This is a genomic window from Bacillus sp. USDA818B3_A, from assembly GCF_009928415.1.
In the GTDB taxonomy this organism is placed as follows: Bacteria; Bacillota; Bacilli; order Bacillales; family Cytobacillaceae; genus Neobacillus.
The window spans coordinates 31,247-53,980 of sequence record NZ_JAABNN010000009.1; the positions used below are offsets into that span (position 1 = coordinate 31,247).

General features: G+C 42.1%; 24 protein-coding genes and 1 pseudogene. 13 read left to right on the plus strand and 12 right to left on the minus strand.

Features of this window, described 5'->3' with window-relative positions; all coding sequences use genetic code 11:
* Window positions 1–2 precede the first annotated feature (2 nt).
* The gene (locus tag GXK58_RS15745) at window positions 3–995 is read left to right on the plus strand and encodes a FecCD family ABC transporter permease (protein ID WP_160724115.1); all 993 of its coding nucleotides are present in this window, start codon (window positions 3–5) and stop codon (window positions 993–995) included.
* Complete coding sequence (locus tag GXK58_RS15750) at window positions 992–1,999, plus strand: FecCD family ABC transporter permease (RefSeq protein ID WP_160724116.1); 1,008 nt, start codon at window positions 992–994, stop codon at window positions 1,997–1,999. The genes GXK58_RS15745 and GXK58_RS15750 overlap by 4 nt, the downstream gene beginning before the upstream one ends.
* A gap of 468 nt (window positions 2,000–2,467) precedes the next feature.
* Here GXK58_RS15750 and GXK58_RS15755 read toward each other — a convergent pair whose 3' ends face one another.
* The gene (locus GXK58_RS15755) at window positions 2,468–3,211 is read right to left on the minus strand and encodes a metallophosphoesterase family protein (RefSeq protein WP_160724117.1); all 744 of its coding nucleotides are present in this window, start codon (window positions 3,209–3,211) and stop codon (window positions 2,468–2,470) included.
* A 280-nt stretch (window positions 3,212–3,491) separates the two neighbouring features.
* Between GXK58_RS15755 and GXK58_RS15760 the strand changes: the two genes are divergently transcribed.
* Window positions 3,492–6,431, plus strand: coding sequence for a DEAD/DEAH box helicase (locus GXK58_RS15760; RefSeq protein ID WP_160724118.1), 2,940 nt, complete (start codon window positions 3,492–3,494; stop codon window positions 6,429–6,431).
* 138 nt (window positions 6,432–6,569) lie between these two features.
* On the opposite strand, the gene GXK58_RS15765 is transcribed toward GXK58_RS15760, so the two are convergent.
* Entirely contained in the window at window positions 6,570–7,259 is a 690-nt protein-coding gene (locus tag GXK58_RS15765) for an AraC family transcriptional regulator (protein ID WP_160724119.1), read from the minus strand.
* Between the two features lie 107 nt (window positions 7,260–7,366).
* On the opposite strand from GXK58_RS15765, the gene GXK58_RS15770 reads away from it, so the two are divergent.
* The 6 genes and pseudogenes from GXK58_RS15770 (at window position 7,367) to GXK58_RS15795 (ending at window position 13,093) form a co-directional block, all read left to right on the plus strand.
* Window positions 7,367–8,227: a dimethylarginine dimethylaminohydrolase family protein gene (locus tag GXK58_RS15770; RefSeq protein ID WP_160724120.1), complete on the plus strand. Its 861-nt coding sequence runs from the start codon at window positions 7,367–7,369 to the stop codon at window positions 8,225–8,227.
* 315 nt (window positions 8,228–8,542) lie between these two features.
* Window positions 8,543–8,815: pseudogene (locus GXK58_RS15775) on the plus strand (KGG domain-containing protein); the annotation flags it as partial.
* 170 nt (window positions 8,816–8,985) lie between these two features.
* Window positions 8,986–10,065 carry a hypothetical protein gene (locus GXK58_RS15780; protein ID WP_160724122.1) on the plus strand — a complete coding sequence of 360 codons (1,080 nt, stop codon included), beginning with the start codon at window positions 8,986–8,988 and terminating at the stop codon, window positions 10,063–10,065.
* Window positions 10,066–10,761, plus strand: a complete 696-nt coding sequence (locus tag GXK58_RS15785; RefSeq protein WP_160724123.1) for a hypothetical protein — start codon at window positions 10,066–10,068, stop codon at window positions 10,759–10,761.
* A 155-nt stretch (window positions 10,762–10,916) separates the two neighbouring features.
* Complete coding sequence (locus GXK58_RS15790) at window positions 10,917–11,432, plus strand: type 1 glutamine amidotransferase domain-containing protein (RefSeq protein WP_160724124.1); 516 nt, start codon at window positions 10,917–10,919, stop codon at window positions 11,430–11,432.
* Between the two features lie 371 nt (window positions 11,433–11,803).
* A complete protein-coding gene (locus GXK58_RS15795; protein WP_160724125.1) occupies window positions 11,804–13,093 on the plus strand; it encodes an NCS2 family permease in 1,290 nt (429 codons plus the stop codon).
* A 75-nt stretch (window positions 13,094–13,168) separates the two neighbouring features.
* Here GXK58_RS15795 and GXK58_RS15800 read toward each other — a convergent pair whose 3' ends face one another.
* The 3 genes from GXK58_RS15800 to GXK58_RS15810 form a co-directional block, all read right to left on the minus strand.
* Window positions 13,169–14,350: a NupC/NupG family nucleoside CNT transporter gene (locus GXK58_RS15800; protein WP_160724126.1), complete on the minus strand. Its 1,182-nt coding sequence runs from the start codon at window positions 14,348–14,350 to the stop codon at window positions 13,169–13,171.
* Between the two features lie 310 nt (window positions 14,351–14,660).
* Complete coding sequence (locus GXK58_RS15805) at window positions 14,661–15,851, minus strand: 3D domain-containing protein (RefSeq protein ID WP_160724127.1); 1,191 nt, start codon at window positions 15,849–15,851, stop codon at window positions 14,661–14,663.
* A 191-nt stretch (window positions 15,852–16,042) separates the two neighbouring features.
* Window positions 16,043–16,450, minus strand: coding sequence for a hypothetical protein (locus GXK58_RS15810; RefSeq protein WP_160724128.1), 408 nt, complete (start codon window positions 16,448–16,450; stop codon window positions 16,043–16,045).
* 159 nt (window positions 16,451–16,609) lie between these two features.
* Between GXK58_RS15810 and GXK58_RS15815 the strand changes: the two genes are divergently transcribed.
* Window positions 16,610–16,840: a hypothetical protein gene (locus tag GXK58_RS15815; RefSeq protein WP_160724129.1), complete on the plus strand. Its 231-nt coding sequence runs from the start codon at window positions 16,610–16,612 to the stop codon at window positions 16,838–16,840.
* A 245-nt stretch (window positions 16,841–17,085) separates the two neighbouring features.
* Here the strand turns inward: GXK58_RS15815 and GXK58_RS15820 are convergent, their stop codons facing one another.
* Window positions 17,086–17,307 (minus strand): hypothetical protein, encoded by a 222-nt coding sequence (locus tag GXK58_RS15820; protein ID WP_160724130.1) that lies wholly within the window; start codon window positions 17,305–17,307, stop codon window positions 17,086–17,088.
* Entirely contained in the window at window positions 17,294–17,668 is a 375-nt protein-coding gene (gene ssb / locus GXK58_RS15825; RefSeq protein WP_160724226.1) for a single-stranded DNA-binding protein, read from the minus strand. Before ssb ends, GXK58_RS15820 begins: the two co-directional genes overlap by 14 nt.
* Before the next feature lie 245 nt (window positions 17,669–17,913).
* On the opposite strand from ssb, the gene GXK58_RS15830 reads away from it, so the two are divergent.
* Window positions 17,914–18,345 carry a YwpF-like family protein gene (locus GXK58_RS15830; RefSeq protein ID WP_160724131.1) on the plus strand — a complete coding sequence of 144 codons (432 nt, stop codon included), beginning with the start codon at window positions 17,914–17,916 and terminating at the stop codon, window positions 18,343–18,345.
* Between the two features lie 87 nt (window positions 18,346–18,432).
* The gene (locus GXK58_RS15835; RefSeq protein WP_160724132.1) at window positions 18,433–18,693 is read left to right on the plus strand and encodes a hypothetical protein; all 261 of its coding nucleotides are present in this window, start codon (window positions 18,433–18,435) and stop codon (window positions 18,691–18,693) included.
* A 34-nt stretch (window positions 18,694–18,727) separates the two neighbouring features.
* On the opposite strand, the gene GXK58_RS15840 is transcribed toward GXK58_RS15835, so the two are convergent.
* The 5 genes from GXK58_RS15840 to spoIIID form a co-directional block, all read right to left on the minus strand.
* The gene (locus tag GXK58_RS15840) at window positions 18,728–19,084 is read right to left on the minus strand and encodes a hypothetical protein (RefSeq protein WP_160724133.1); all 357 of its coding nucleotides are present in this window, start codon (window positions 19,082–19,084) and stop codon (window positions 18,728–18,730) included.
* A 106-nt stretch (window positions 19,085–19,190) separates the two neighbouring features.
* The gene (gene fabZ, locus GXK58_RS15845) at window positions 19,191–19,625 is read right to left on the minus strand and encodes a 3-hydroxyacyl-ACP dehydratase FabZ (RefSeq protein WP_160724134.1); all 435 of its coding nucleotides are present in this window, start codon (window positions 19,623–19,625) and stop codon (window positions 19,191–19,193) included.
* Between the two features lie 74 nt (window positions 19,626–19,699).
* Window positions 19,700–19,984, minus strand: coding sequence for a DNA-directed RNA polymerase subunit beta (locus GXK58_RS15850; protein WP_160724135.1), 285 nt, complete (start codon window positions 19,982–19,984; stop codon window positions 19,700–19,702).
* 300 nt (window positions 19,985–20,284) lie between these two features.
* Entirely contained in the window at window positions 20,285–21,286 is a 1,002-nt protein-coding gene (locus GXK58_RS15855) for a rod shape-determining protein (protein WP_160724136.1), read from the minus strand.
* 253 nt (window positions 21,287–21,539) lie between these two features.
* On the minus strand, window positions 21,540–21,812 hold the full coding sequence (gene spoIIID / locus GXK58_RS15860) for a sporulation transcriptional regulator SpoIIID (protein ID WP_007086083.1): 273 nt from the start codon (window positions 21,810–21,812) through the stop codon (window positions 21,540–21,542).
* 573 nt (window positions 21,813–22,385) lie between these two features.
* Between spoIIID and GXK58_RS15865 the strand changes: the two genes are divergently transcribed.
* Window positions 22,386–22,697: an MGMT family protein gene (locus GXK58_RS15865; protein ID WP_160724137.1), complete on the plus strand. Its 312-nt coding sequence runs from the start codon at window positions 22,386–22,388 to the stop codon at window positions 22,695–22,697.
* Window positions 22,698–22,734 lie beyond the last annotated feature (37 nt).

Below are 22,734 nucleotides of genomic sequence, written 5' to 3' on the forward strand. Positions count from 1 at the left end.
CCATGAGGAATCCTTTTATCTATAAAATGGCGGCTAGTCTGGTCGTTTTTATCGGAATGTTTATCATCGCATGTACATTTGGCGCCGCTGAGACGACGGTGAAGGATGTTTGGCTGGCACTGACGACCCATGTAAAAAATGATGCCACATTAATGCTGCGTGAAATCCGTTTCCCTAGAGAAGTAGCAGCGATTTTTGTGGGAGCTGGTCTTGCGGTTTCCGGGGCGGTTATGCAAGGACTGACACGAAATCCCCTGGCTGACCCGGGGCTGCTCGGACTGACTGCCGGTGCCAACGCCGCGCTTGCAGTTACGATTGCCTTTATCCCTTCTGCCAACTATCTTTCTATTACATTTGCTTGTTTTATTGGAGCGGCTGCAGGAACGATTTTAGTTTTCGGCATTGGTGCCGTGACGAAGGGCGGCTTTTCACCGCTTCGGATTGTATTGGCCGGGGCAGCGGTCTCGGCCTTCCTTTATGCGGTCGCTGAAGGGGTTGGGATTTATTTTAAACTATCAAAAAATGTTTCTATGTGGACTGCAGGGGGGCTGATCGGGACTTCCTGGAGCCAGCTTACTGTCGTGGTTCCGGTGATTACAATTGGTATCTTGATAGCACTCCTCCTTTCCAGGCAGCTCACGATTCTTAGCTTAAGTGAGGAGGTTGCCGTTGGGTTGGGGCAAAAAATCACCCAAATTAAAGCGATTCTTTTTATGGTGATCGTGCTACTTGCCGGCGCCTCTGTTGCCTTGGTTGGAAATATGGCCTTTATCGGCTTGATGGTCCCTCATCTCGTCCGGGCTATCGTTGGGACGGATTACCGGCTGATTCTGCCGATGAGTGCGGTGTCCGGCGCTGTTTTTATGCTGATCGCCGATACCGTGGGGCGAACGATTCACGCACCCTACGAAACACCCGTGGCTGCGATTGTTGCCGTTATGGGGCTGCCGTTTTTCTTAATGGTTGTTCGTAAAGGGGGCAGTGTTTTCTCATGATGCATCCTGCCTTGGTAAAAAAACAGCGCGTGGTTCTCTCTGTTTTAGTTGGATTCATTTTTATGACAACGGTGATTGGCATGGGCTGGGGCTATTCCTCTGTCTCTTATGATCGGCTGTGGCCAACGCTTCTGGGTGATGGCACGTTTAAAGAGGAGTTTGTGTTATTTTCGATTCGTATGCCGCGGATGATCGTTACCTTTTTAGCAGGGATGGCCCTGGCCTTGTCTGGTTCGATTTTACAGGGAATTACCCGAAATGATTTGGCGGATCCGGGGATTATCGGGATTAATGCGGGCGCAGGAGTTGGGGTTGCTGTTTTCTTTCTCTTTTTCCCAATTGAAGCGGGTTCATTTGTTTATGTCCTGCCTCTGATTGCCTTTTTTAGCGCCGTCCTTACTGCCGGCTTTATCTATTTGTTTTCGTATAAGAGGAATACCGGCCTTCAGCCGGTTCGATTAGTGCTTGTTGGGATTGGTTTTTCAATGGCGCTGTCCGGAGCGATGATTGTCCTGATTTCTTCTGCCGACCGTGAAAAAGTCGCTTTTATCGCGAAATGGCTGGCGGGGAATATTTGGGGAACGGATTGGCCGTTTATTTGGTCCCTTCTCCCTTGGCTGGTTGTGCTGATCCCTTTTACTTTGTATAAAGCTAACCGGTTGAATCTGCTTGGGTTTAGTGACCCTGTGGCGATTGGTGTGGGGCTGTCGCTTGAGAAGGAACGGATGGTTTTACTGTTAGCGGCCGTTGCCTTAGCTGCTTCCGCTGTATCTGTTACGGGCGGGATTTCGTTTATTGGATTGATGGCTCCGCATATGGCAAAAGCGTTGGTTGGACCGAGACATCAATTATCTCTCCCGATTGCGATTCTTATCGGAGGCTGGCTCTTGTTAATTGCCGATACTCTTGGCCGTAATCTTGTCGAACCGAATGGGATTCCAGCTGGCATTATGGTTGCCTTAATTGGTGCGCCCTATTTCTTGTATCTTTTGATGAAAAAATAAACCATTTTGGTATCGAAAAATGTGAATTATCAACAAAAAATACCTATTATATAGCACCATATCTATGGTGCTATTTGTTTTTAAAAAACAATGGAGCGAGAGCAAACCATGAAAGGCTTATGAGATCATGAGGCTCCGCTCTTATCGGTTGGGAGATCAGGTTAAGTTCCCGATCTTATAAATAGACGGAAAAATTCCGCTTAATTTGTAATTAGCGTTAAAAATAGCCTCAATAGACGGAGAAATTCCGTCTATTGACTCGAAAAACGTGAAAATGGGGGATTTTACTTTGCATAGTCGGAAAATCTCCCCTTATTTATCCCGAAACAAGCTCCATTCTGCACTTAACCGGAAAATCTCCGCTTACTTAACCTTCGCTGGTTACTTAATTAAGGACTGTTGTTAAGTCGCTACCCTGATAATGGGATTTTTTGAATTGTATCTGATCAACAATAGGGGTCATTCCTTTTAATCCTTTTTGATTCCTCTGTACTGAGCGGTTGTTAATTCTGTTATATATGGTTCAAGATCGGGCATCCCTTTTTCTTTGGCAAGTTGAACAGCCAACTCAATATCATAAGGGACCCGGATTAATTGAATCGAAAAGGTGCCTGCCTCCTTACTTCCATATTCTCCTTCTAATATGGCATAAGATGCTTGGGGCAGGTCTAGCGGGTTGCCCACGCTTCCTACATTGCAAAGGGTCTTTCCTTTGATAACTTCCACATATGCATTATGGATATCCCCATAGCAAACCACATCCGGCTCCTTGCCTCCAAGGATATTTTCCGTGTATGTAGTATTTTCGAACATACTCAAGCGGCGATCGATTGGATCCCATGGCTGAATTCGGTCATATAAGCTTCTTGGAGAAGCATGGAAAAGTCTAATGAGCTTTCCACTCATCATGAATTCTACTGAAAAAGGAAGCTGCTCTAAAAAATGAGTGTGTGGGGGCGTTAATTGATTTTGATGCCATTTGAGCGCTTCAAACTCCGTTGGTTTTGTAATAAAATCATCCCAATTCCCTTTCACAGTCACCTCACAAGTCGTGCGGATCATGTCTATCGCTTCACTTGAATCGGGCCCTTTTCCAACTAGATCACCTAAACAGAAGATTCTCTCAATCTTCCTGGACTGAATATCTTTAAGAACTGCTTGTAAAGCAGGAATATTTCCATGTATATCTGAAATAACAGCTATTCTTTCCATTCTCTATACCACCTTTTTTTAGTCCCTTTATTATCATAATACTTCTCTTACATAAATGAAAATTTCCCTTTCCGTCCTCCCCACTCCTCTAACCACAATTTTTTGGTTATAATATAGGAATATGGATTTTTACAGAAACCAAATTAATAGACCAGCTTTTTAATAAAGCAGCATGGTAACGGTGTTAATGGAATTTACGGTGACAGGCACCATTTGTTTATAGATAACTTTATTAACCGGGGTCACGGCCTGCGGTTTGGGTTAAAGGGGTACGGTATTTATGCTTAAAACAAGGTTTATCAAATTACAGACAACTAAATTAGGGGATGGCCGTTTTCTTTTGACAGCCCAAGATGAACGGGGGAAATATATGAACCCGTTTAGATGGAAGAACCTCGTTTTTAGCAGCCATGAAGAAAGCTTTTTTGGCACACTACTCGAGACGGAAACTGTTCATGATGTGGAAGGTGTTGTCGTCAGCAGCTGGCAGCTCGTCTCGTTGTTTGCTAAGGAATCGTTCAATCGGTATATAGATTGGGATTGGAACGAGCAATCTGAGATCTGTCTTGCCTCTGCACTCACACTCTATGAGGGTATTGTGGAGAAGGATTGGCTCCCAGATTTCTCTGTATGGGAACATGGTGATTTCCGCTGGAAGCTTCCGGAAAGGGTCAAGGATGAATTTGATTCCTCTTTCTGGGATCAGCCAATCGAGAATGATACTGAAAGCTTAGTAAGCGCTAGTAGTGAGCTCGGCACAACGAAAGACTATATTTCTGATTTATATAATCATGCTTTGGATGCCTATTTGACCCGAAATGCGGCCATGAAAGAATTATTTGGTCCGAAGCTGGATCTATTACGAAAGCAAGATATATCCGGCGTAGAGCTTGCCCGTTACTTTGATGAAAACAGCTGGCTTGAGTGGGTAGGAATAAAGGAAAGCGACACCCCATTTACCATTGGGCTGCGGCTGGAGGAACCTTTGGATGGAGAGGGTCCTTGGAGATTAGACGTATTCTTGCGGGGTAAGAAAAATGTGGATGATATTTATGATGTGGAAGGAATCCGGAAAATCCCTGCCAAGTGGCGCCCATTTTTAGACAAGGTAGATGAAGAGCGCGCCCGCTGGGCCCGATTAATTCCTTGGCTTGCGGAGGATGGCTTTTTTAAGACCCACCTGACTGAGGAAGAAGCGTGGATGTTTTTAACAGATGCCAGTGAAACCCTAGTCGCACTCAATGTCGAAATCCTCCTTCCTTCGTGGTGGCAGGCGATGAAGAACGCCAACTTAAAGGTAAAAGCTTCATTGAAGGGATCATCCAGCCATCGGCCATCCTTCGTTGGACTTCAGGCCATGCTTGATTTCAATTGGCGGTTTTCAATGAATGGCGTGGACTTATCGGAAGAAGAGTTTGGACAGTTGGTTGAGGAAAAGCGCAGGCTCGTGTATATCCGCGGCCGCTGGGTGAAGCTCGACCCGCAGTTTATCAGGCAAATACAGGATTTAATGAAACGGGCCGAAAAAGAGGGCTTGCATGTCCGCGATTTGCTCGAGCAAGAGCTGGGTGATTCTGCAGCCAGTGAGGAGGAACTTGAAAATCCAAAGGCATTTGCGAAGATCCAAATTGAGCTCAATCGCCAATGGAAGCAGATGGTCAAGATGCTATCGGAGGTTCACGAAATCCCGCTCGAGTCAGTTCCGGAAGGATTAAACGGCGAACTCCGCCCATACCAGCAGCTCGGCATGAGCTGGCTCTGGTTCCTGCGCCAATTCGGCTTCGGCGCCGTCCTAGCCGACGACATGGGCCTCGGCAAAACCGTCCAGCTCATCTCCTACCTTTTGAAGGTGAAAAACGAGGATACCTTAGAAATGGTGCCTGACACCGTTAGCACTACCAAGCGTAAGAAAAGTGCTGATGAGACGGAGACGGCTCCGAAGGCTAAGGTCCCTACAAAGGCTGCGTTGATTATCTGCCCTACGTCTGTACTGGGGAACTGGCAGAAGGAGCTGGAACGGTTTGCGCCAGAGATGAAAGTGTATTTACACTATGGTTCGAACCGCCTCAAGGAAGAAGCTTTCGCGGAACAGGTCCAAGATGCCGATGTGGTGTTGACCTCGTATGGAATAAGCCACCTTGATTCGGATGAGTTTGAGTCGGTGATTTGGGGTTCGATCGCCATCGATGAGGCGCAAAACATTAAGAACGCTCAAACTAAGCAATCGAAAGCAGTAAGGCGGCTGCGCGGCCGACACCATATCGCCTTAACAGGGACGCCGATGGAAAATCGCCTCACAGAGCTATGGTCAATTTTTGATTTTACCAATCACGGCTACCTTGGCAGCCTGGGGCAATTCCAGAAGCGCTTCGTCATTCCGATTGAGAAAGACGAGAAGAAGGAAAAGGTCCAGCAGCTGCAGTCCCTGATTCGTCCATTCTTGCTGCGCCGGACGAAAAAAGACGAAGAAGTGGCTCTTAACCTTCCTGATAAGCTTGAGCAGAAAGAATACTGTCCACTTACAGCTGAACAGGCTTCGCTGTATGAACAGCTTATTCATGATACATTTGCGGAGATTGAAAAGTTAACGGGCTTCGAGCGTAAAGGATTAATCTTACAGATGCTGAGCCGATTAAAACAGTTATGTAACCATCCGGCTCTCTATTTAAAGGAGCAGAGAACTAGCCGCGAGCTCATGGATCGTTCGAATAAGCTGGAAAAGCTGGTCGAACTGGTTGATGCTGTCCTGGATCAAGGCGAGAGCTGTTTGATTTTCACGCAGTATATTGAAATGGGAGAAATGATTAAGAGTACGTTGAAGAAAAAGTTTGGCGTCGATGTGCCGTTCTTGAACGGCAGTGTGCCAAAGGTACAGCGTGACGAGATGATTGAACGGTTCCAGAACCAGGAGTTCCCTGTGTTCTTGTTATCGTTGAAGGCTGGCGGAACTGGATTGAACCTTACGGCCGCCAATCATGTCATCCACTATGACCGCTGGTGGAATCCGGCAGTCGAGAATCAGGCCACTGACCGGGCATATCGGATTGGCCAAACAAGGTTCGTTCATGTTCATAAGCTTATTTGTACGGGTACGCTGGAAGAAAAAATTGATGCGATGCTGGAGAAGAAGCAATTCCTAAACGACCAAATAATCACCAGTGAAAACTGGCTTACTGAGCTCTCTACTGATGAACTAAAAGATCTTGTTTATTTAGGGTAATCTAGTTGCCGTGACTGTGCCGCCATGGCAACGTTACTACTGTGATGGAATGAGTAATGGTGACAGGCACCATATCGCCGCGAGGCCAACATTACTATTGTGATGAAATGAGAAACGGTGACAGGCACCGGGATGATTCTAAGAGTCATCCCTTTTTTTAATTAATTGTTGGTTTTGCCGCTGATGTTTGATTATTTCTAGGTATTGTGTATCTCCTAAGCCGTATTCTTTGAATTTATTTATTAATTGAAATACAAGGGCTTCTTCTGGAACATCCCCATGTTCTTCGATATATCGGATAAGATCACTGTCTTCGTGAAGGTAGTTTAAATAAAGCTCTACTCCTCTTTTTAATGGAGCTGGATAAATATTTTCCGGCAGCTTTTTATGAATCATCACTTGTTCGTAGATGGCAAAATATCCTTTTGCATTTACCACAAAATGACTAATAGGTACGAACTTATCACCAACTAAATAGATTTCAACTGCCTCTGTATAATCTATCTGATCTAACCAAGCAAGAACGGTAAGGAGATTGATTTGGCAGAACATATCTTCATCAAACCATAATACGATATCCGTAAATTCTCTGTTAAATAGAGGCTGCAACGGTTTTAGTGTGTGATTTATATAATCTTCTTCCGTTACATGATGAACTTCCGAACGGCTATGGATGAATTCTTTTGAAAACAACTCCTCACTGGTGTCCCCATAACACATAGCCTCATTAAAAGGGACTATCCTTTCCCCTTTCAGAAAATCTGTCTCTTTGTAAAAGTCATACATTGCTTGTCCGTTTAAGATATGCAGCATCTGTTTCTGGCTCATCAAGATAACCCCTTCTTTGTTTATTGCTTGGTTCATCGGTTATTCGTTTACTCCGAACCTCGATAGGGAATATTATAATGGAATTTCGCTCGTCAAGGAGGAAAAATATGCAAAATGAAACACAATACATAAAGAGCTCTTGTTTTAGTGAGTATGACACGTTAAAAAAGGTGGTTCTGTGTTCACCCACATTTATGACCATCCGTGAACCGATCAATGAGACTCAAAAACAATTTTTAAAAGAAAACATTGATACCGAACTGGCTAAAAAACAACATCAACAACTCGTCCAGACGCTAGAGGAAAACGGTGTGGAAGTACTATTAGTCACTCCTTCCGAAAAGTTCCCCGAACAAGTATTTACACGTGACATTGGGTTTACGCTTGGAAATCAAGTTTTTGTCGCCCATATGGCACATGATGTTCGGAAAGGCGAAGAACAACCGTTAATCGATCTACTTGAGAAGGAACAAATCACCTATACCAACCTTTTGGAAGACAAGATTGAAGGCGGCGATGTATTAATTGACCGAAACACTATTTATATCGGCGTAAGTAACCGAACCAATGAAACAGCCATTGAACATTTACAAAGCTTATTGCCAACGTTTGAAGTTGTTCCTATCCCATTCACCGATACCTATCTTCATTTAGATTGTGTTTTTAATATACTTTCCGAAGAGGATGCATTAATTTTCCCAAGTGAAATCCATGAGGAGAAATTAGAATTGCTTGCTTCCCGCTATAATTTAATTAAAGTATCAGAAGAAGAACAGGCCACTCTGGGAACCAATGTCCTTTCAATTGGAAACAAGCGGGTGTTAAGTTTGCCTATCAACAAGGAAGTAAACAAACAGCTCAGGGAACGCGGCTATGAAGTGATTGAGGTGGATATTAGTGAAATTATTAAATCCGGCGGTGCCTTCCGCTGCTGTACGATGCCGATATTGAGAGAGACTCCACAATAAACACAGCCATTCGGACCGGACGAGTCATTTTTACGGTCCGAATGGCTGTTTTATCTAAATCCTTAGAGCAATTCTACAAAGATCATGCTGAATTCTACAAAATGAAGAATAATTCTACGAAAATTATTGTAATTCTACATTTCCTCGCTTGCATTCAACAATAATTGCAAATCCATTACCAAACTCCTTCCCACCCTTAATCCCTCTAAGTTTTTATAAAACTTTTAAAAAAAATGTTTGATTACAAGCAGCCCGGGTACATAAATAATGTAAGTCAAATAGCAATTCCAAATATCACGTAGGAGGGATTTTATTATGGCAAACAAAAAAGATGACAAAGGTAAAATGACAGTAGAAGAAGCAGGCCGCATGGGCGGAGAAGAAACTTCACGTACACATGACAAAGAGTTTTACCAAGAAATTGGGCGTAAGGGTGGAGAAGCCACCTCTGAGAACCACGACAAAGAATTCTATCAAGAAATTGGACGCAAGGGCGGAGAAGCCACCTCTAAGAACCATGATAAAGAATTTTATCAGGAAATCGGAGAAAAAGGCGGAAAGGCCCGGGCAGAACAGCGGGATGACGATTAAAGCTAGTATATAAAGGGGAGGAGATCATTCTTCTCCCTTTTCTTTATACCCTCCTTCCCATCTCCTCCACCCCCCCGCAAATCTTTTAATCTTATTTTCAGACAAATCTATCCATAAAAATGGTAAAATAAACTTCATAGATAGAATGCAGGAGTTGGACCTTAATCATGAACCCTACATTACTTAATTTACACAGAAAACGTTTGGAATGGGCCTATAAGGCAAAAGAGGATTTCCTTCATCATCTAGATGGAGAACTGATCGACACAATCGAAGACTTGTTGCATCTTCTGCAGACCGAACTTGAAAATCCAAACGAACTCTCTTTCAGCCGTCTCCAGAAATTTTTTCAAAAAGCGGGAGAGGAAATGGAATTGGAGCTTAACAATTATGAAAAACAACTTGAACCGTATGAGCTGTTAATCACCAAACAATCTTTTCTCATCGATCGTAAAAAGGAAGAATCCCAACTGGAAGAGGAAGGATTTACAAACGAAATTGATGACTATAACCGATTTCTCAAACAAATTGAACTGAAAAGTACGGATCCCGTCGATATTTCGTTATTGGTGGATGATACCATTGAGTATACTCCCCATGACCGGAAAGCCAGCCTCATCAATGACGATACAGCTAGATTGCAGACTTCGGTGGAAAGAGATTTAGGGACCTCCCTTCTTATTCTCAAACAGGAAGCTAGTTATTTTAAAATAGAGCTAACACAGCCTTTAGAGCTTCCCTTCGTCCCTCCGATTCCGCCGATCGAGCAAAAAATTGATGCCTTCTGGTTTAAGGGTACCTATGAAAAGGCCCTGTCCAGCATGCGCTCCCAAGCACATGACTGGGTGACGGAAATGTATCAAAACTATAATCGTTTATTAACATCAATATTACAGGAAGTAACTGCCCGAAAAGAACAAGTGATCAAAGAGGCTGAGGCATCTAAGCGTGGCTACCGACAAAAAATAAACACTCTAGAAAATGAATTAACTACAATCCAAACGGAAGAAGCTAGGCTTAAAACCCGCTATCTAAATGCCTGTGAATTAAGGAAGCAATTCCATGAGCATGCCGCTGATTTACAAGGCTATTTGATCAAACATTGGCTGGCGTTTAAGGAGGAGTTGCAGCAGCAATTCCTGTATGGCGACGCAGAAAGTCGATTTCTTGCGGCACACTATTTACAGCTTTTACGGCAAGACGGTGAGAGGATTATCGAATCTTTAAATAGAGGAGGCGATGTATAGATGGCGCACCAAACCAATCTCCCTGCACAAAGTGAATATGAAAATGCAGTGAATGAATTAAAGAAGTTGAATGAAGACATTTTTTACGGTGATTTTAAGGAAAAACTGAACACATTAGAAAACAGAAACAAAGAGTTGTTGGAAAAATCCGTCACCACCATTGATTCCGTTTCAAATGAAATTGCGGAATTTACCCGTGAGCTGATGATTTCAGCCGAAAATAACCGTAAATTTTTGGAGCAAAATGAGGAGTATTTCACTCTCACCAAAGATGACTTAGCAAAAACCGAAGAAAAATTAGCTTCTCATGTCACTGCCCTATTGGCAATGGATAACCGTTTGCAGCAATTGCAGCAGTCGTATAAGGAAATGTTCCATAAGCATTCGGAGTCGATCAATAGCATTCTCGTCGTTCGGGAAGAAGCTCTTATCAATAAGGTGATTTATCAGCTAGAGAGTTTGACCCATAAACAACTTGAGCAGCTGGAATCCTACAAAGCAGACATTGAGCAATTGCAGGATCAAGTAGAGATGATGGCTAAACAAACGAATGATAAACTCCACTCTCTTTCGGATCAGGCGACCCGCAAGGATGACCTGGCCAAACTGGAGAAAAGAAGCGCGCGTAAGATGAATTTACTATTAGGCGTTGTCGCAGTGGAAGCAATCTTAATTGGTATTGGGTTTTTTGTTTAGGTACTGGGGGTTGTCCGAAAAATGGACAGCTCCTATTTTTGTGAAATGGGACGTTTCTTACTATAATGCATCCTCCACTCCCCCACTCTGGTAAGTTTTACCTGTCATAATATAGGGTACATTAATAGTGAGTTTTAGAAAAGGAGTGGATAGCTATGAGCAAAAAAATTGCTGTGGTAGTAACAGATCATTTCGAGGATTCCGAATATACCGAGCCGGTGCAGGCCTTTAACGAGCGCGGGTTTGAGGTTACTGCGATTGAAATGGAAAAGGGCAAAACGGTGAAAGGCAAACAGGGAAGCAGTGAGGTGGTCATCGATCAAAGTATTGATGATGTCTCTCCTGAGGACTTTGATGCACTTTTCATTCCAGGCGGATTTTCACCGGATATTCTCCGGGCGGACGAGCGCTTTGTGCAATTCGCGAAAGCGTTTATGGATGCTAAAAAACCTGTGTTGGCCATCTGCCACGGACCTCAGCTGCTCATTACAGCGGAAACACTTGATGGGCGTGATGTCACTGGATATAAGTCGATACATGTGGATCTAAAAAATGCCGGCGGTAATTTGCATGACAAAGAAGTGGTTGTGTGCCAAAATCAGCTGGTGACGAGCAGACAGCCGGAGGACATACCGGTGTTTATCCAAGAATCTTTGCGAATACTAGGCTAAGGAAAAGGCAGTGGGACCATCCCGCTGCCTTATTTAAGATAAAGTCAGCTAGATTTTTTTGTCTGAATCCCCTTGTTTCAAAATCTAATATTATTTAAAGATTTGTTCATACTTTGTTCATCTGTACCGGGTATTATAAACCTATGAAACAGATTTACCTCTTTTTCATGAATGACCCCCTTTTAATTATATATTTTTTGATCCAGCCGCTCGTCGGCTGGATATTTTTTTGCCTGAACATAGTGAAAAAATGGTAAATGGTGACAGGCACCATTAATCATCTGTTTGTGTTATAATATCCCTCGGCATAAGTTAAATAAATAAACTTGATGCGGGTGGGAGAGGGAAATCGCGAAAGTGTGATAATAATTATGAAGGGAGTTTTTAAGCTTAAGCAGCATGAAACAACTATAAGAAAGGAGGTTATTGCAGGGTTAACTTCGTTTTTTTCAATCGTTTATATCCTTGCCGTCAACGGAAAGATTCTTGAAGATGCCGGAATTCCTTTAGAAGCTGGAATCATCGCAACCGTACTATCCTCGTTTATAGGATGCCTTTTGGTTGCCTTTATCGCCAATGCACCGCTCATCATCGTTCCGGGAATGGGGATTAATGCCTTATTTACGTATACGATCGTCGGTTCAATGGGACTTGACTATAAGGAAGCTCTAGGGGCTGTGGTTCTTGCTGGGATTATTTTTGTTATCGTTGCTTTTACCAATTTACACCGCATCATAACAAAAGCGATTCCTGATTCTTTGAAGGAATCCATTTCTGTTGGCATTGGACTATTTATTGCCTTTATTGGACTGCAAAAGAGTGGAATCATCGCTGAAAACCCGACTAATTTTGTTTCCCTTGGCGAGTTATCTTCGCCGATGGTGATGGCTTCGATTATTAATCTGATCATTGCCTTATTTTTATTCCTGAAGAAAATACCGGGGAACTTTTTGATCACGATCATCCTAGGGACGATTGTTTCCTACTTTTTCGGGCTTGTCGAGTTTAAAGGGATGGATACTAGCTTCATTTCTTTTAAGAGTTATCAGGACGTTTTCCTAAGCAGCCAGTTTGGAAAGTGGTCGTTCCTTCCATTTTGGTCGGCGGTCTTTTCCCTGGTGTTAGTGCTCGTCTTTGAAAACATCGGTTTGGTGCATTCCCAAGTCAACGGGATGCTTAAGGCCCCGGAAAAGAGTGAAAGATCTTTAAAGGCGATTTCACTTTCCACGATTGTTTGTGGACTTTTTGGCACAAGTCCTGCTGTTTCAACGGTTGAAACAGCGGCGGGTATCACGACGGGCGGAAGAACTGGCTTAACTTCTGTTATAACAGGTTCACTCCTTCTGCTGTCTCTGTTTTTCATGCCGTTTATAAAATTAGTACCAGATGCCGCCATCACTCCAATTCTCATTATTATCGGGGGATTGATGATGGCAAATGTAGTAAATATCGATTTTACTGATTTTACTGAAGCATTTCCGGCCTTTCTGGTGATCATAATGATTCCGTTGACTTATAGTATTGTCGATGGAATTGCTTTCGGATTTATCGCTTATCCGCTTGTAAAAGTTTTTTCTAATAAATCAAAGCAGCTTACTTTTTCAAGTGTGGTCATTTCACTTCTGTTTTTCACCAATTTTCTGCTTCATGCAGTTGGTTAAGTGAAGTGCGCATAGTTCTTTTTAAAAAAGGTGACAGACTACTGTTTATCGTAGTTCTGCCACCTTTTTTACTTTTTATAAAACCACACTTACAATGACCGCTGATAAAACACTCACTAATGTGGCTCCATATAACAGCTTCAAGCCGAAGCGGGCCACTGTATTTCCTTGTTTTTCATTTAAGCTCTTTACCGCTCCTGCAACAATCCCAATTGAAGAAAAGTTTGCGAACGAGACAAGGAATACCGAGATAATCCCTATTGTCCGTGCACTTAAACCTGACTGTATTTTTGTCAGATTGATCATGGCTACAAACTCATTCGTTACAAGTTTTGTTGCCATAATTCCCCCAGCCCTTACCGTTTCTGAAAATGGCACCCCCATAATAAATGCAAACGGTGAAAAAACATATCCTAATATTTGCTGGAATGAAATCCCGAAAATCATCAAGAATAGGTCATCGATTCCAGCCATTAACGCAACAAAACCGATTAACATCGCACCCACAATGATGGCTACTTTAAACCCATCCAATATGTATTCCCCTAACATTTCAAAGAAGCTTTGTTTTTCTACATCTTGAATCTCTAATATATCCTCACTTGGATCTACCTGATAGGGATTGATAATCGAGGAAATGATAAATCCGCCAAATAAATTAACGACAAGTGCTGTGACAACATATTCGGGTTTAATCATGGTCATGTACGCTCCGACAATCGACATCGACACGGTTGACATGGCGGAAGCACACAAGGTATATAAACGATTAGCAGGAAGCAAACCCAGCTGCTTCTTGACCGTTATAAAAACTTCCGACTGTCCAACGATTGCGGAAGCCACTGCATTGTAGGATTCTAATTTTCCCATTCCGTTTACTTTACTTAAAATTAAACCAATTACCCTCATGATGAATGGAAGGATCTTTACATATTGAAAAATCCCAATTAACACAGAAATGAACACAATCGGAAGCAAAACCGTCAGGAAAAATGGTGCTTCTCCTTTATTTGCAAGGCCTCCAAACACAAAATTTATGCCGCTTGAGGCATATTCTAATAATTTACTAAACACCCCGGCAAACCCGTTGATGATGACTAAACCAAAGGTGGTATTTAATAATAAGGCAGCTAAAATCAATTGAATGACGACCATTAAGATAATCGGCTTCCATTTAATCTGCCTGCGATTATTGCTTGCCAGATAGGCAAGTCCAAACACAACTAATAATCCGATGATTGCAATGATGTAGTTCATAGTTCGTTCCTCCACAAGCTGTCTTCGATGATACTGATTTTGCTTTTAAAAATAAGCAAGTGTATACACTGCGAAGCTATTTTTCATAAAAAACACTTGATTACTTTATCAGTGCAAAATATTTTTGTAAAGGCACCATACAATTTTATTGTTTACTAAAAAACCATTTCCTACAACATCCAGCTATAAAAAGGCACCATTTAAAGCCAAAAAGAGACCTAACCGATTTATTGGTTAGGTCTCTCGTAAAGTTAATAAACTATTAAGCTCTAGATAGTAAACTGGTTACTAGCACTCTAGCTTGTATGGTCTAATTTAAGATGATGACTTTTACTGTTCTTCTTCCAAAAGCCAAAGCCTTCGCTTTTGTCGGCATTAAAATATCGATTCTATGGCCCTTAATGGCACCGCCTGTGTCGCCAGCAATCGCTTCGCCATAGCCTTCTACCCAGACTCTGCTTCCAAGCGGAATAACACTTGGGTCTACCGCGATTAATTTCATATTTGGATTCGCCTTAACATTATAACCCAAAGCTGTAATTCCGGAGCAGCCAGCGCAGCTAGGAGTATACGCAGTTGCGGTCACATAAATTTCTTTACCTTGCTTAACACCTTGTGAAGATTTGTTATTTTTTACTAGAGCTGCCGCCGGTCTAGCCGCAGATGTGCTTGGTTTTGCTGCTGTTGCAGTTGCAGTGGCTTTTGCAGCTGCAGCTGCAGCCGCACGTGCTTTCGCCGCTGCCTGTTCCTCTTGGATAGCCGTTTGAAGATTTTTCATTTGTGACTCAATCCCTGCTTTGTCTTGCTCAGCTAGAGCCACTTGCTTTGAAATCTCTGTATATTTCTGTTGCATAACGGTTAAAGTTTGCTGTCTTTTTTGCATATTTTGATCAAGTGCGGCCTGCTCTGATGCAAGCGCTTTCTGATTCTCTTCTAACACTTTCTCTTGTCGATCAATTTCTGCTTTATCTTCTTCGATCTGTTTTAGATCCTCTTGCTGTGCGGTTAGAATATCTTTGTCTGCATCAATTAACTCTGATGCTGCGCTGGCACGCTGGATAAAATCTGAAAGACTATCAGATTCAAAGAATATATTAATCATTAGATTAACGTTACTATTTTGCTGCATCGCTACTGCCCGCTTTTTCATAACCTCTTCCCGAGCAAGCATTTTATCCTCAATGACAACAATTTCTGCTTTCTTCTCTTCGATCAACTGATTCACGGCATCTATTTTTTTCTGTGCTTCAGCCATGGATGCTTGTGTTTTAGCGATTTCCTCTTGAAGAGATGTTAATTCTGCCTGAATATTTGAAATTTCCTTATTAACCGTTTGTTGTTCTTGTACTTTTTGCTCTACGACCTGCTGCTTCTGCTTAAGCTCCGCCTCTGCATTATGTAGTGCTTCAGTGTTTGTTTGTGCATATGTAACCATTGAACCAGATACACATAATATAGTTGTAAGTAAACCGAGAATTATACGCTTTCCTGTCGTGTGCATACGCTTCTCCCTCCTTAGTTATCTATATTTATACCAGACGAATGTAACAGCTATGTTACAAAACGAATAAAAGTGTATCACAATTTGTCTTATTTCATGAAAAGTTGTCTATTCTGTGGCATAACAGTGTCAACTTATGGTTAAATTAGGTAAATCACTTAATATTATATATTAGTATAGTGTAAACATCACTAATGGTGACAGGCACCGGTAAGGGTGGGCCCTTTTTTCCTTTTTCTGCACCGTGCTTTACTGTATGGGAAGGTGCCCAGGCAGGTGAGTTTGTCCCCGATTTTTACAATGAAATTTGTAAATACGTCTAAAATTTCTTCTTCCGTAAGAAAATTACTGGTTTCTACGATCTGCAGGGAATGTTGTTGATAGGAGAGTAAGATATTGTAATGATTCAAATGAATTAATATGTTTGCTTGTTCTTCTAGAGGGATAGATTGATAGGATTCGTCCAAAGTTGTTGGGAGTGTTGGGATTGACTTGTCTAACAAAATAATCGCATCGTGAATGCTCACCTTTTTTGTAATTCGTATTTCTCTGCTGCCTATGACTTCTCCAATAAACATTAATATACTCTTATGCTCCAAATGCATAACCTCCTATAATTACAATTTATTACACCGACTCATACTTTTCGACAATAATATTCAATTTTCCTTTTTATACGACTTCCGCAAACGGACAAAATCCCCCATATGTGCACCATTTTCACAAATTGGACAAAGAGATTGGACAAAGAGTATCTAGTGGATGAACTGAACCAGCTGTTGCCAAATATGGAAGCACCAGGATTTGTGTTAAAGGAAAAACTAGAGGATCCGGATGTTGCCATGATCCTTCAGCTTCTGCATGATGAACCCGATTTAAAAAAGGCACTCGTCGAGCTTCACCTCATGGCCCCCAAACGTAAAAGTTTCTATTCCGATACAATTACAACGTTTATAAAGATAAATAAAAAACATAAAGACAAAATGTAATACACACAAAGAAGCCGCTGCCAATACATTGGCGCGGCTTTCTTTAAAAAAACAGGGGGGTTTTTCTATTAGTTTGCCCTGCCCGCTGGTTTCTATACCTATTAAAAAAAATAGCATCCTGGAGGATGCCTGAATGATGGGGGAGAATAACGGGGAAATGTTTGATTTTTTATACTAAGGAAATGGCTATATTAATCTCGCTGTCACACGAGCCCCAAAGGGCAAAAGGATGGGTCAATCGAACGTCATAGATGTATAGGGAATTTATCAGGTAAATGATGATGTCTTGGGTAATTTTCTAGGGGGTCTCGTTCCTTGATGATCAAATTCTGTTCACGAATCAATAACTCTAATTGCCTGACACGGGTCTGCAGGCTGTCCACATTTTTATTGGCCTTGCCCACCATTTTAATTAAACTTTCAAGCAGCTGCTCCAGTTTTTGCTGTTCGTCCTCATGATATCCCAACGGCTGTCTCCTCCTTTTTCGGTTCAGGTACTACATCCTGCGCTCTCCCACTCAAGAAACGGATCGATTCCGCAACCACTTCTGTGACGTAGACCTTTTTTCCATCTTTGCCTTCGTAATTGCGCGATTGTAATCTGCCCGTGATTCCCACGACGGCCCCCTTTCGACAATATTGGCAAGTATTTTCTGCCGCCTTCCGCCAAAGAGTGCATTGCACAAAATCCGTCTCGAAATCACCATTATGATTACGAAAATTGCGGTTGACTGCAAGTGTAATGCTGGTAACAGCGGTACCTTCCGTTGTTTTCCTCAGCTCCGGGTCCCGGGTCAGCCGGCCGACAAGCGTGACTTGATTGATCATCTTTTCAGCTCCTTCACCTTTTGATGGCTTAATCATAGCTGGTTTTTCCCATTGTTGTAAAAGGGAGAAAAAGCGGTTATCGGGGCGGTTTTTGTCGTAAAATTCATTTATCCCCCCTGTTTTTGTCATTTACCCCCTTCAATCTTCCAACAAAAATAAAATAACCAAGTTTCGACAAATACTTTTCGACATTTGCTTTCTCCTGACATATGCTATAATTAGGAAAAAATAAACAGGAGGTAGCGATGAAATCTTTTAAGTTGTACTCATTGGAAGTGGTAGAAGATGAAAACTCAGTGGAAATCCCATTAGTAGATGGTTTGATTTTGAACAAAGAAGATGAACACTCCACCTGGCTGCTTGAAGCTTATACAGACCTGTCCCTCTATGATTATTTTAAAAAAATCTCCGAGGCAGACCGCGATCTCATCATTGAAGCGGTAATTACCAAAAAGGAGAACGCCCCTGCCTATTTTCAAACGAAGATCTGCTCACTTACTAAATTTGAGAGTCACATAAGCGTCCTATTCCAAGGCCACTTGCGCCGCAATAAAAGTGATTATTCCGAGCTCTTGCTCGACAGCCTGATTGAAAAAGGGCTTGAAGGTACGGAATTGCTGAAGGAATTTAAAGATAAAATGAAAAGTAAACCAAAAATTAAAGTGAAAAATCACTGATACCAGCCACTGGCTGGTTTTTTATTTGTCCATTTTCTATTGCTTTTTTGGGTAATTTTGGGATACTAACTTATAGGGGGGATATTTGTGGAGAGTTTAATTAGTTTAATTATCAGTCTTGCTTTTGCTATTTTTCTTTATATTGATGCACCCAAGCACAATAAAAGCCGCTGGCTCTGGGCCATTTTAGGCTTTATCTTCGGTCCGATTGCGCTGGGGATTTATTTTATCAAGACAGGCCGAAAAGTGGCAGGATGGATTATTACGATACTTGCCATCCTGTTCTATGTTGTGCTTATTATCGTAATCGTTGCTGCTTTTGCACTATTTGCAAACGGTTTTTCATGAAGAAAAAGGACAGGCCCCGAGCCTGTCCTTTCTTTTAACGGTCCCGATTGTCTCGGTCGTTTGCATCAAGGTCATCTTCAATCATTTCTTCTTTCTTCGTGTTCTTGTCTTTGAAAGGGTCTTTATCAGTGTCGGTGTTTGTATCATTTTTATAGTCATTTACATTATCATCATCGATATTATTGTTGTCGATCAAATCATCGTTGTTGTCATCCCTTAGATTGTTATCTGCAGGATTTTGGATATTATTGTTTCTCAAGTCGTTATTTCTAATATCATCCCTTAGATTATTATCTGTGATTGGCGTTTTATCATCATTGTTATTACAGCCGACTAAAAGTACCCCTGACAACATTGAGCCAATAAGTAATTGAACTAATTTTTTCTTCAAGGCAAGGTCCCCTTTCGCATTGGTGTTGCGTTTATTAGGGTGCCCATGACCTGATATTTTTTATCCAAAAAAAACGGCAGAGATTAGCTTCTCCGCCCTTGTCAACTTATTCCTTTTTCTCACCAAGTGCAAATGTGATTTCCGCTTCACAGGCGATTTCACCGTCAACGGTTGCAACGGCTTTGCCTTTACCAACCGGTCCGCGCAAACGGGTCATCTCTACCTCAAGGCGCAGCTGATCTCCTGGTTTTACTTGCTTTTTAAAACGGCAGTTATCAATTCCTGCAAAAAATGCCAGGCGGCCGCGGTTCTCTTCTTTTTTCAACATTGCTACCGCACCAACCTGCGCAAGTGCCTCTACAATGAGGACACCAGGCATAACAGGGTATTCCGGGAAGTGGCCGTTAAAAAATTCTTCATTCGCCGATACGTTTTTAATGCCAACCGCTCTTTTTCCTTCTTCCACTTCTAAGATGCGGTCAACAAGTAGGAATGGATAGCGGTGGGGAATAATTTCTTTGATTTGTTCGATATCTAACATTTTTAGTACCTCCTCCTAGTAACTGATTCCATTCTACTATATAGAAATAGGAAGGGCAATTACTCCCTTCCCAGTTATTTCTTATCGACTAAATCGATGATATGCGTCCAAGTGGATTCTTTTAAGATGTCTCCCATCTCTCCGCCGCCAAGCATTCCGTACCCAACCGCGGCTCCGGCCATTACACAGAAAACTATGCTGACCAATAAAAGAACAAGACGAAGCCATATCGGAATCAAGCGAATCCTCACCCGTTTTTGCTGCGCTGGCTTCGCTTGGGCCTGGTTCGTTGGGGCGTCCTCTTGTTTCGCCTTTTTATATTCTTCTCTCGATCGGACTTGTCCATTATTTGCTGTCATTAATAAATTTCCCCTTTAACCAAATTGTTGCACCTTGCACGAATTTGGCGAGTTAATACTTAGTATATCCGATAAATTTCGCTTTACTTAAGGTTCATTAACTCTATTATAAAAAATTATTCCTCAATACTCATTATTTTTTTATTAAAAAGTGGTTTCTTGGTAAAAAGAGTCAATTTATCTGTGGCTGGCAGGATCTTTCTTTTTTAAAATAATAACCGGTGGACTATTAATAAAAAATAAAAAGTCCAATGATTTAAGGCTTGTCTGAGCCTGGTTCATTAGACTTTTATATTGCTGTTATCCTAATTTTCTGTTCGAAATTCGGTCAATGTTATCAAGCATGATACCTGTACCGATGGCTACGCAGTCCATTGGATTTTCTGCCACCAATACCGGTACCTTTAACTCTTCTGCAAGCAGCATATCGATGCCGTGAAGCAAAGCTCCGCCGCCAGTTAAGATGACACCGCGGTCAATGATATCAGCAGAAAGTTCAGGTGGTGTACGTTCCAAGACGCTTTTTGCCGCTTGCACAATAACAGCAACTGATTCACGTAGGGCACCTTCGATTTCTTCTGAATGGACCGTAATGGTGCGCGGTAAGCCGCTAACCATGTCACGGCCGCGAATTTCCATTTCCTCTGAACGGGAACCTGGGAAGACCGTACCGATGTTGATTTTAATATTTTCAGCCGTACGTTCCCCAATCAATAGCTTATACTCGCGCTTAATGTGGTTGAGGATCTCCATGTCGAATTTATCGCCGGCCATTTTGATGGAGGAAGAAGTAACGATATCGCCCATTGAAAGTACGGCTACATCTGTTGTTCCTCCTCCGATATCTACTACCATGTTACCGCTGGGCTGGAAGATGTCCATGCCGGCACCGATCGCCGCCACCTTTGGCTCTTCTTCCAAGTAAATCTTTTTGCCGCCGCTTTTTTCCGCGGCTTCTCTGATCGCCTTTTGCTCGACGCTTGTGATGTTGGTTGGACAGCAAATCAGGATGCGCGGCTTCGATAAAAAGCCTTTTACGTTCAATTTATTAATAAAGTGCTTTAGCATGGCTTCAGTCACATCAAAGTCAGCGATGACGCCGTCTTTTAACGGGCGAATGGCCACGATATTTCCAGGTGTACGTCCGACCATGCGGCGCGCTTCTTCCCCTACTGCTAAAACTTTGTTTGTATTTTTATCAATCGCTACGACGGAAGGTTCATTCAGCACAATTCCACGGCCTTTAACGTGAATCAGCACGTTAGCCGTTCCTAAGTCAATCCCAATATCCCTTGCAAACATTCTTTTTCCTTTCCTCCTCGGGAACAAAAATCCACATACTTTTCCTAATTGATAATTGTACCATATTCGTTAATTTTTCCATAACATTTTAATGTAATTATCATGACTTTTGTTGGAATATATCGAATGGAAGGTTTCAGGAAAGAAAATCGAAAGTTTGCATGAAAAGAGCAATCTGAGATCAGATTGCTTGTTTCACCTTTTTTGGGTTATCAAGGGAATTTCGGGTTGATGGGGCCTCAAAAAAAGCGGTCTACTTGACGGCCTCGCCTTCCTTTTCTTCTTTTTGGTACTTCATTTTGGTTGCCTCTCCGCCCCGGAGATGACGAATGGATTTATGGTAATCTAATATTTCCTTTACCTCGTTGGCCAGCTCTGGATTAATCTCAGGAAGTCTTTCTGTCAAATCCTTATGGACTGTACTTTTGGATACGCCAAACTCCTTCGCAATAACGCGAACCGTTTTCCTCGTCTCCACGATATACTTTCCAATCTTGATAGTTCTCTCTTTGATGTAATCGTGCACACTCTCGCCCTCCCTAAATTGGATGTGAGAAGTGTGAAATGAGACCCGCTTATCACTTCGACCAATTCTACTTCCGTGTGTAGTGTTAATGGTGACAGGCACCACACACGGCAGAAAGTGTAACCTTCTGTCAATACAATGAATAATCATGTCCCCGGCTGAATACCTTCTATCTCCAAACGACTCCTCACCTCAAACACTCTCTTTGTAAAGGTTTGTAACCATTTTATTAGCTTGGATACGGGTTTATGCACGAATTACACAAACGGTACAAAGGTAATGAACAAATCTTTAGAAAATAGGACAAAACCGCCTTTTTCGACATCTGCCTAAAATCCACGATTACCAAGGGTTTAACCCGCTTTCTTAGCCTAAATTCCCCAAGGCTCTTTAAGAAACTTTGTCGAAAGAATTTTTTCGTAAATTGTTATTTTAATGCAACTTGTTTTTGTTTTTTTATCAATAAAGGTTCTGGAAACACTGATAGGACTGGCTGTCTCCTTTTTTCTGGACTAAATATTATATAATGTTTCCATGATTAATTATTCGTATGGAAGGAAATGATTTTTCTTTATGACACCATTTACTGAGAAAGTGATCGAAATTATTCAGAATATTCCTGAGGGCAAAGTGATGACCTATGGGCAAATTGCCTCCCTCGCCGGGAGCCCTCGTGCGGCGCGCCAGGTGGTACGTGTTCTTCATTCGATGAGCAGGAAGTATAAGCTGCCTTGGCACCGTGTGATTAATAGTAAAGGGCAGATTGCTTTGAAAGATGACGAATTTTATCATGAGCAGCTGTTCTCGCTTGAAAGCGAGGGTGTCGAGATTGGTCTGAATGGGTTGATTGATTTGTCTAGATATCAATATCGCCCAGGGGATTAGTTACAGCCCTTTTCCCCTGATTTCTTATTGCAGGCAC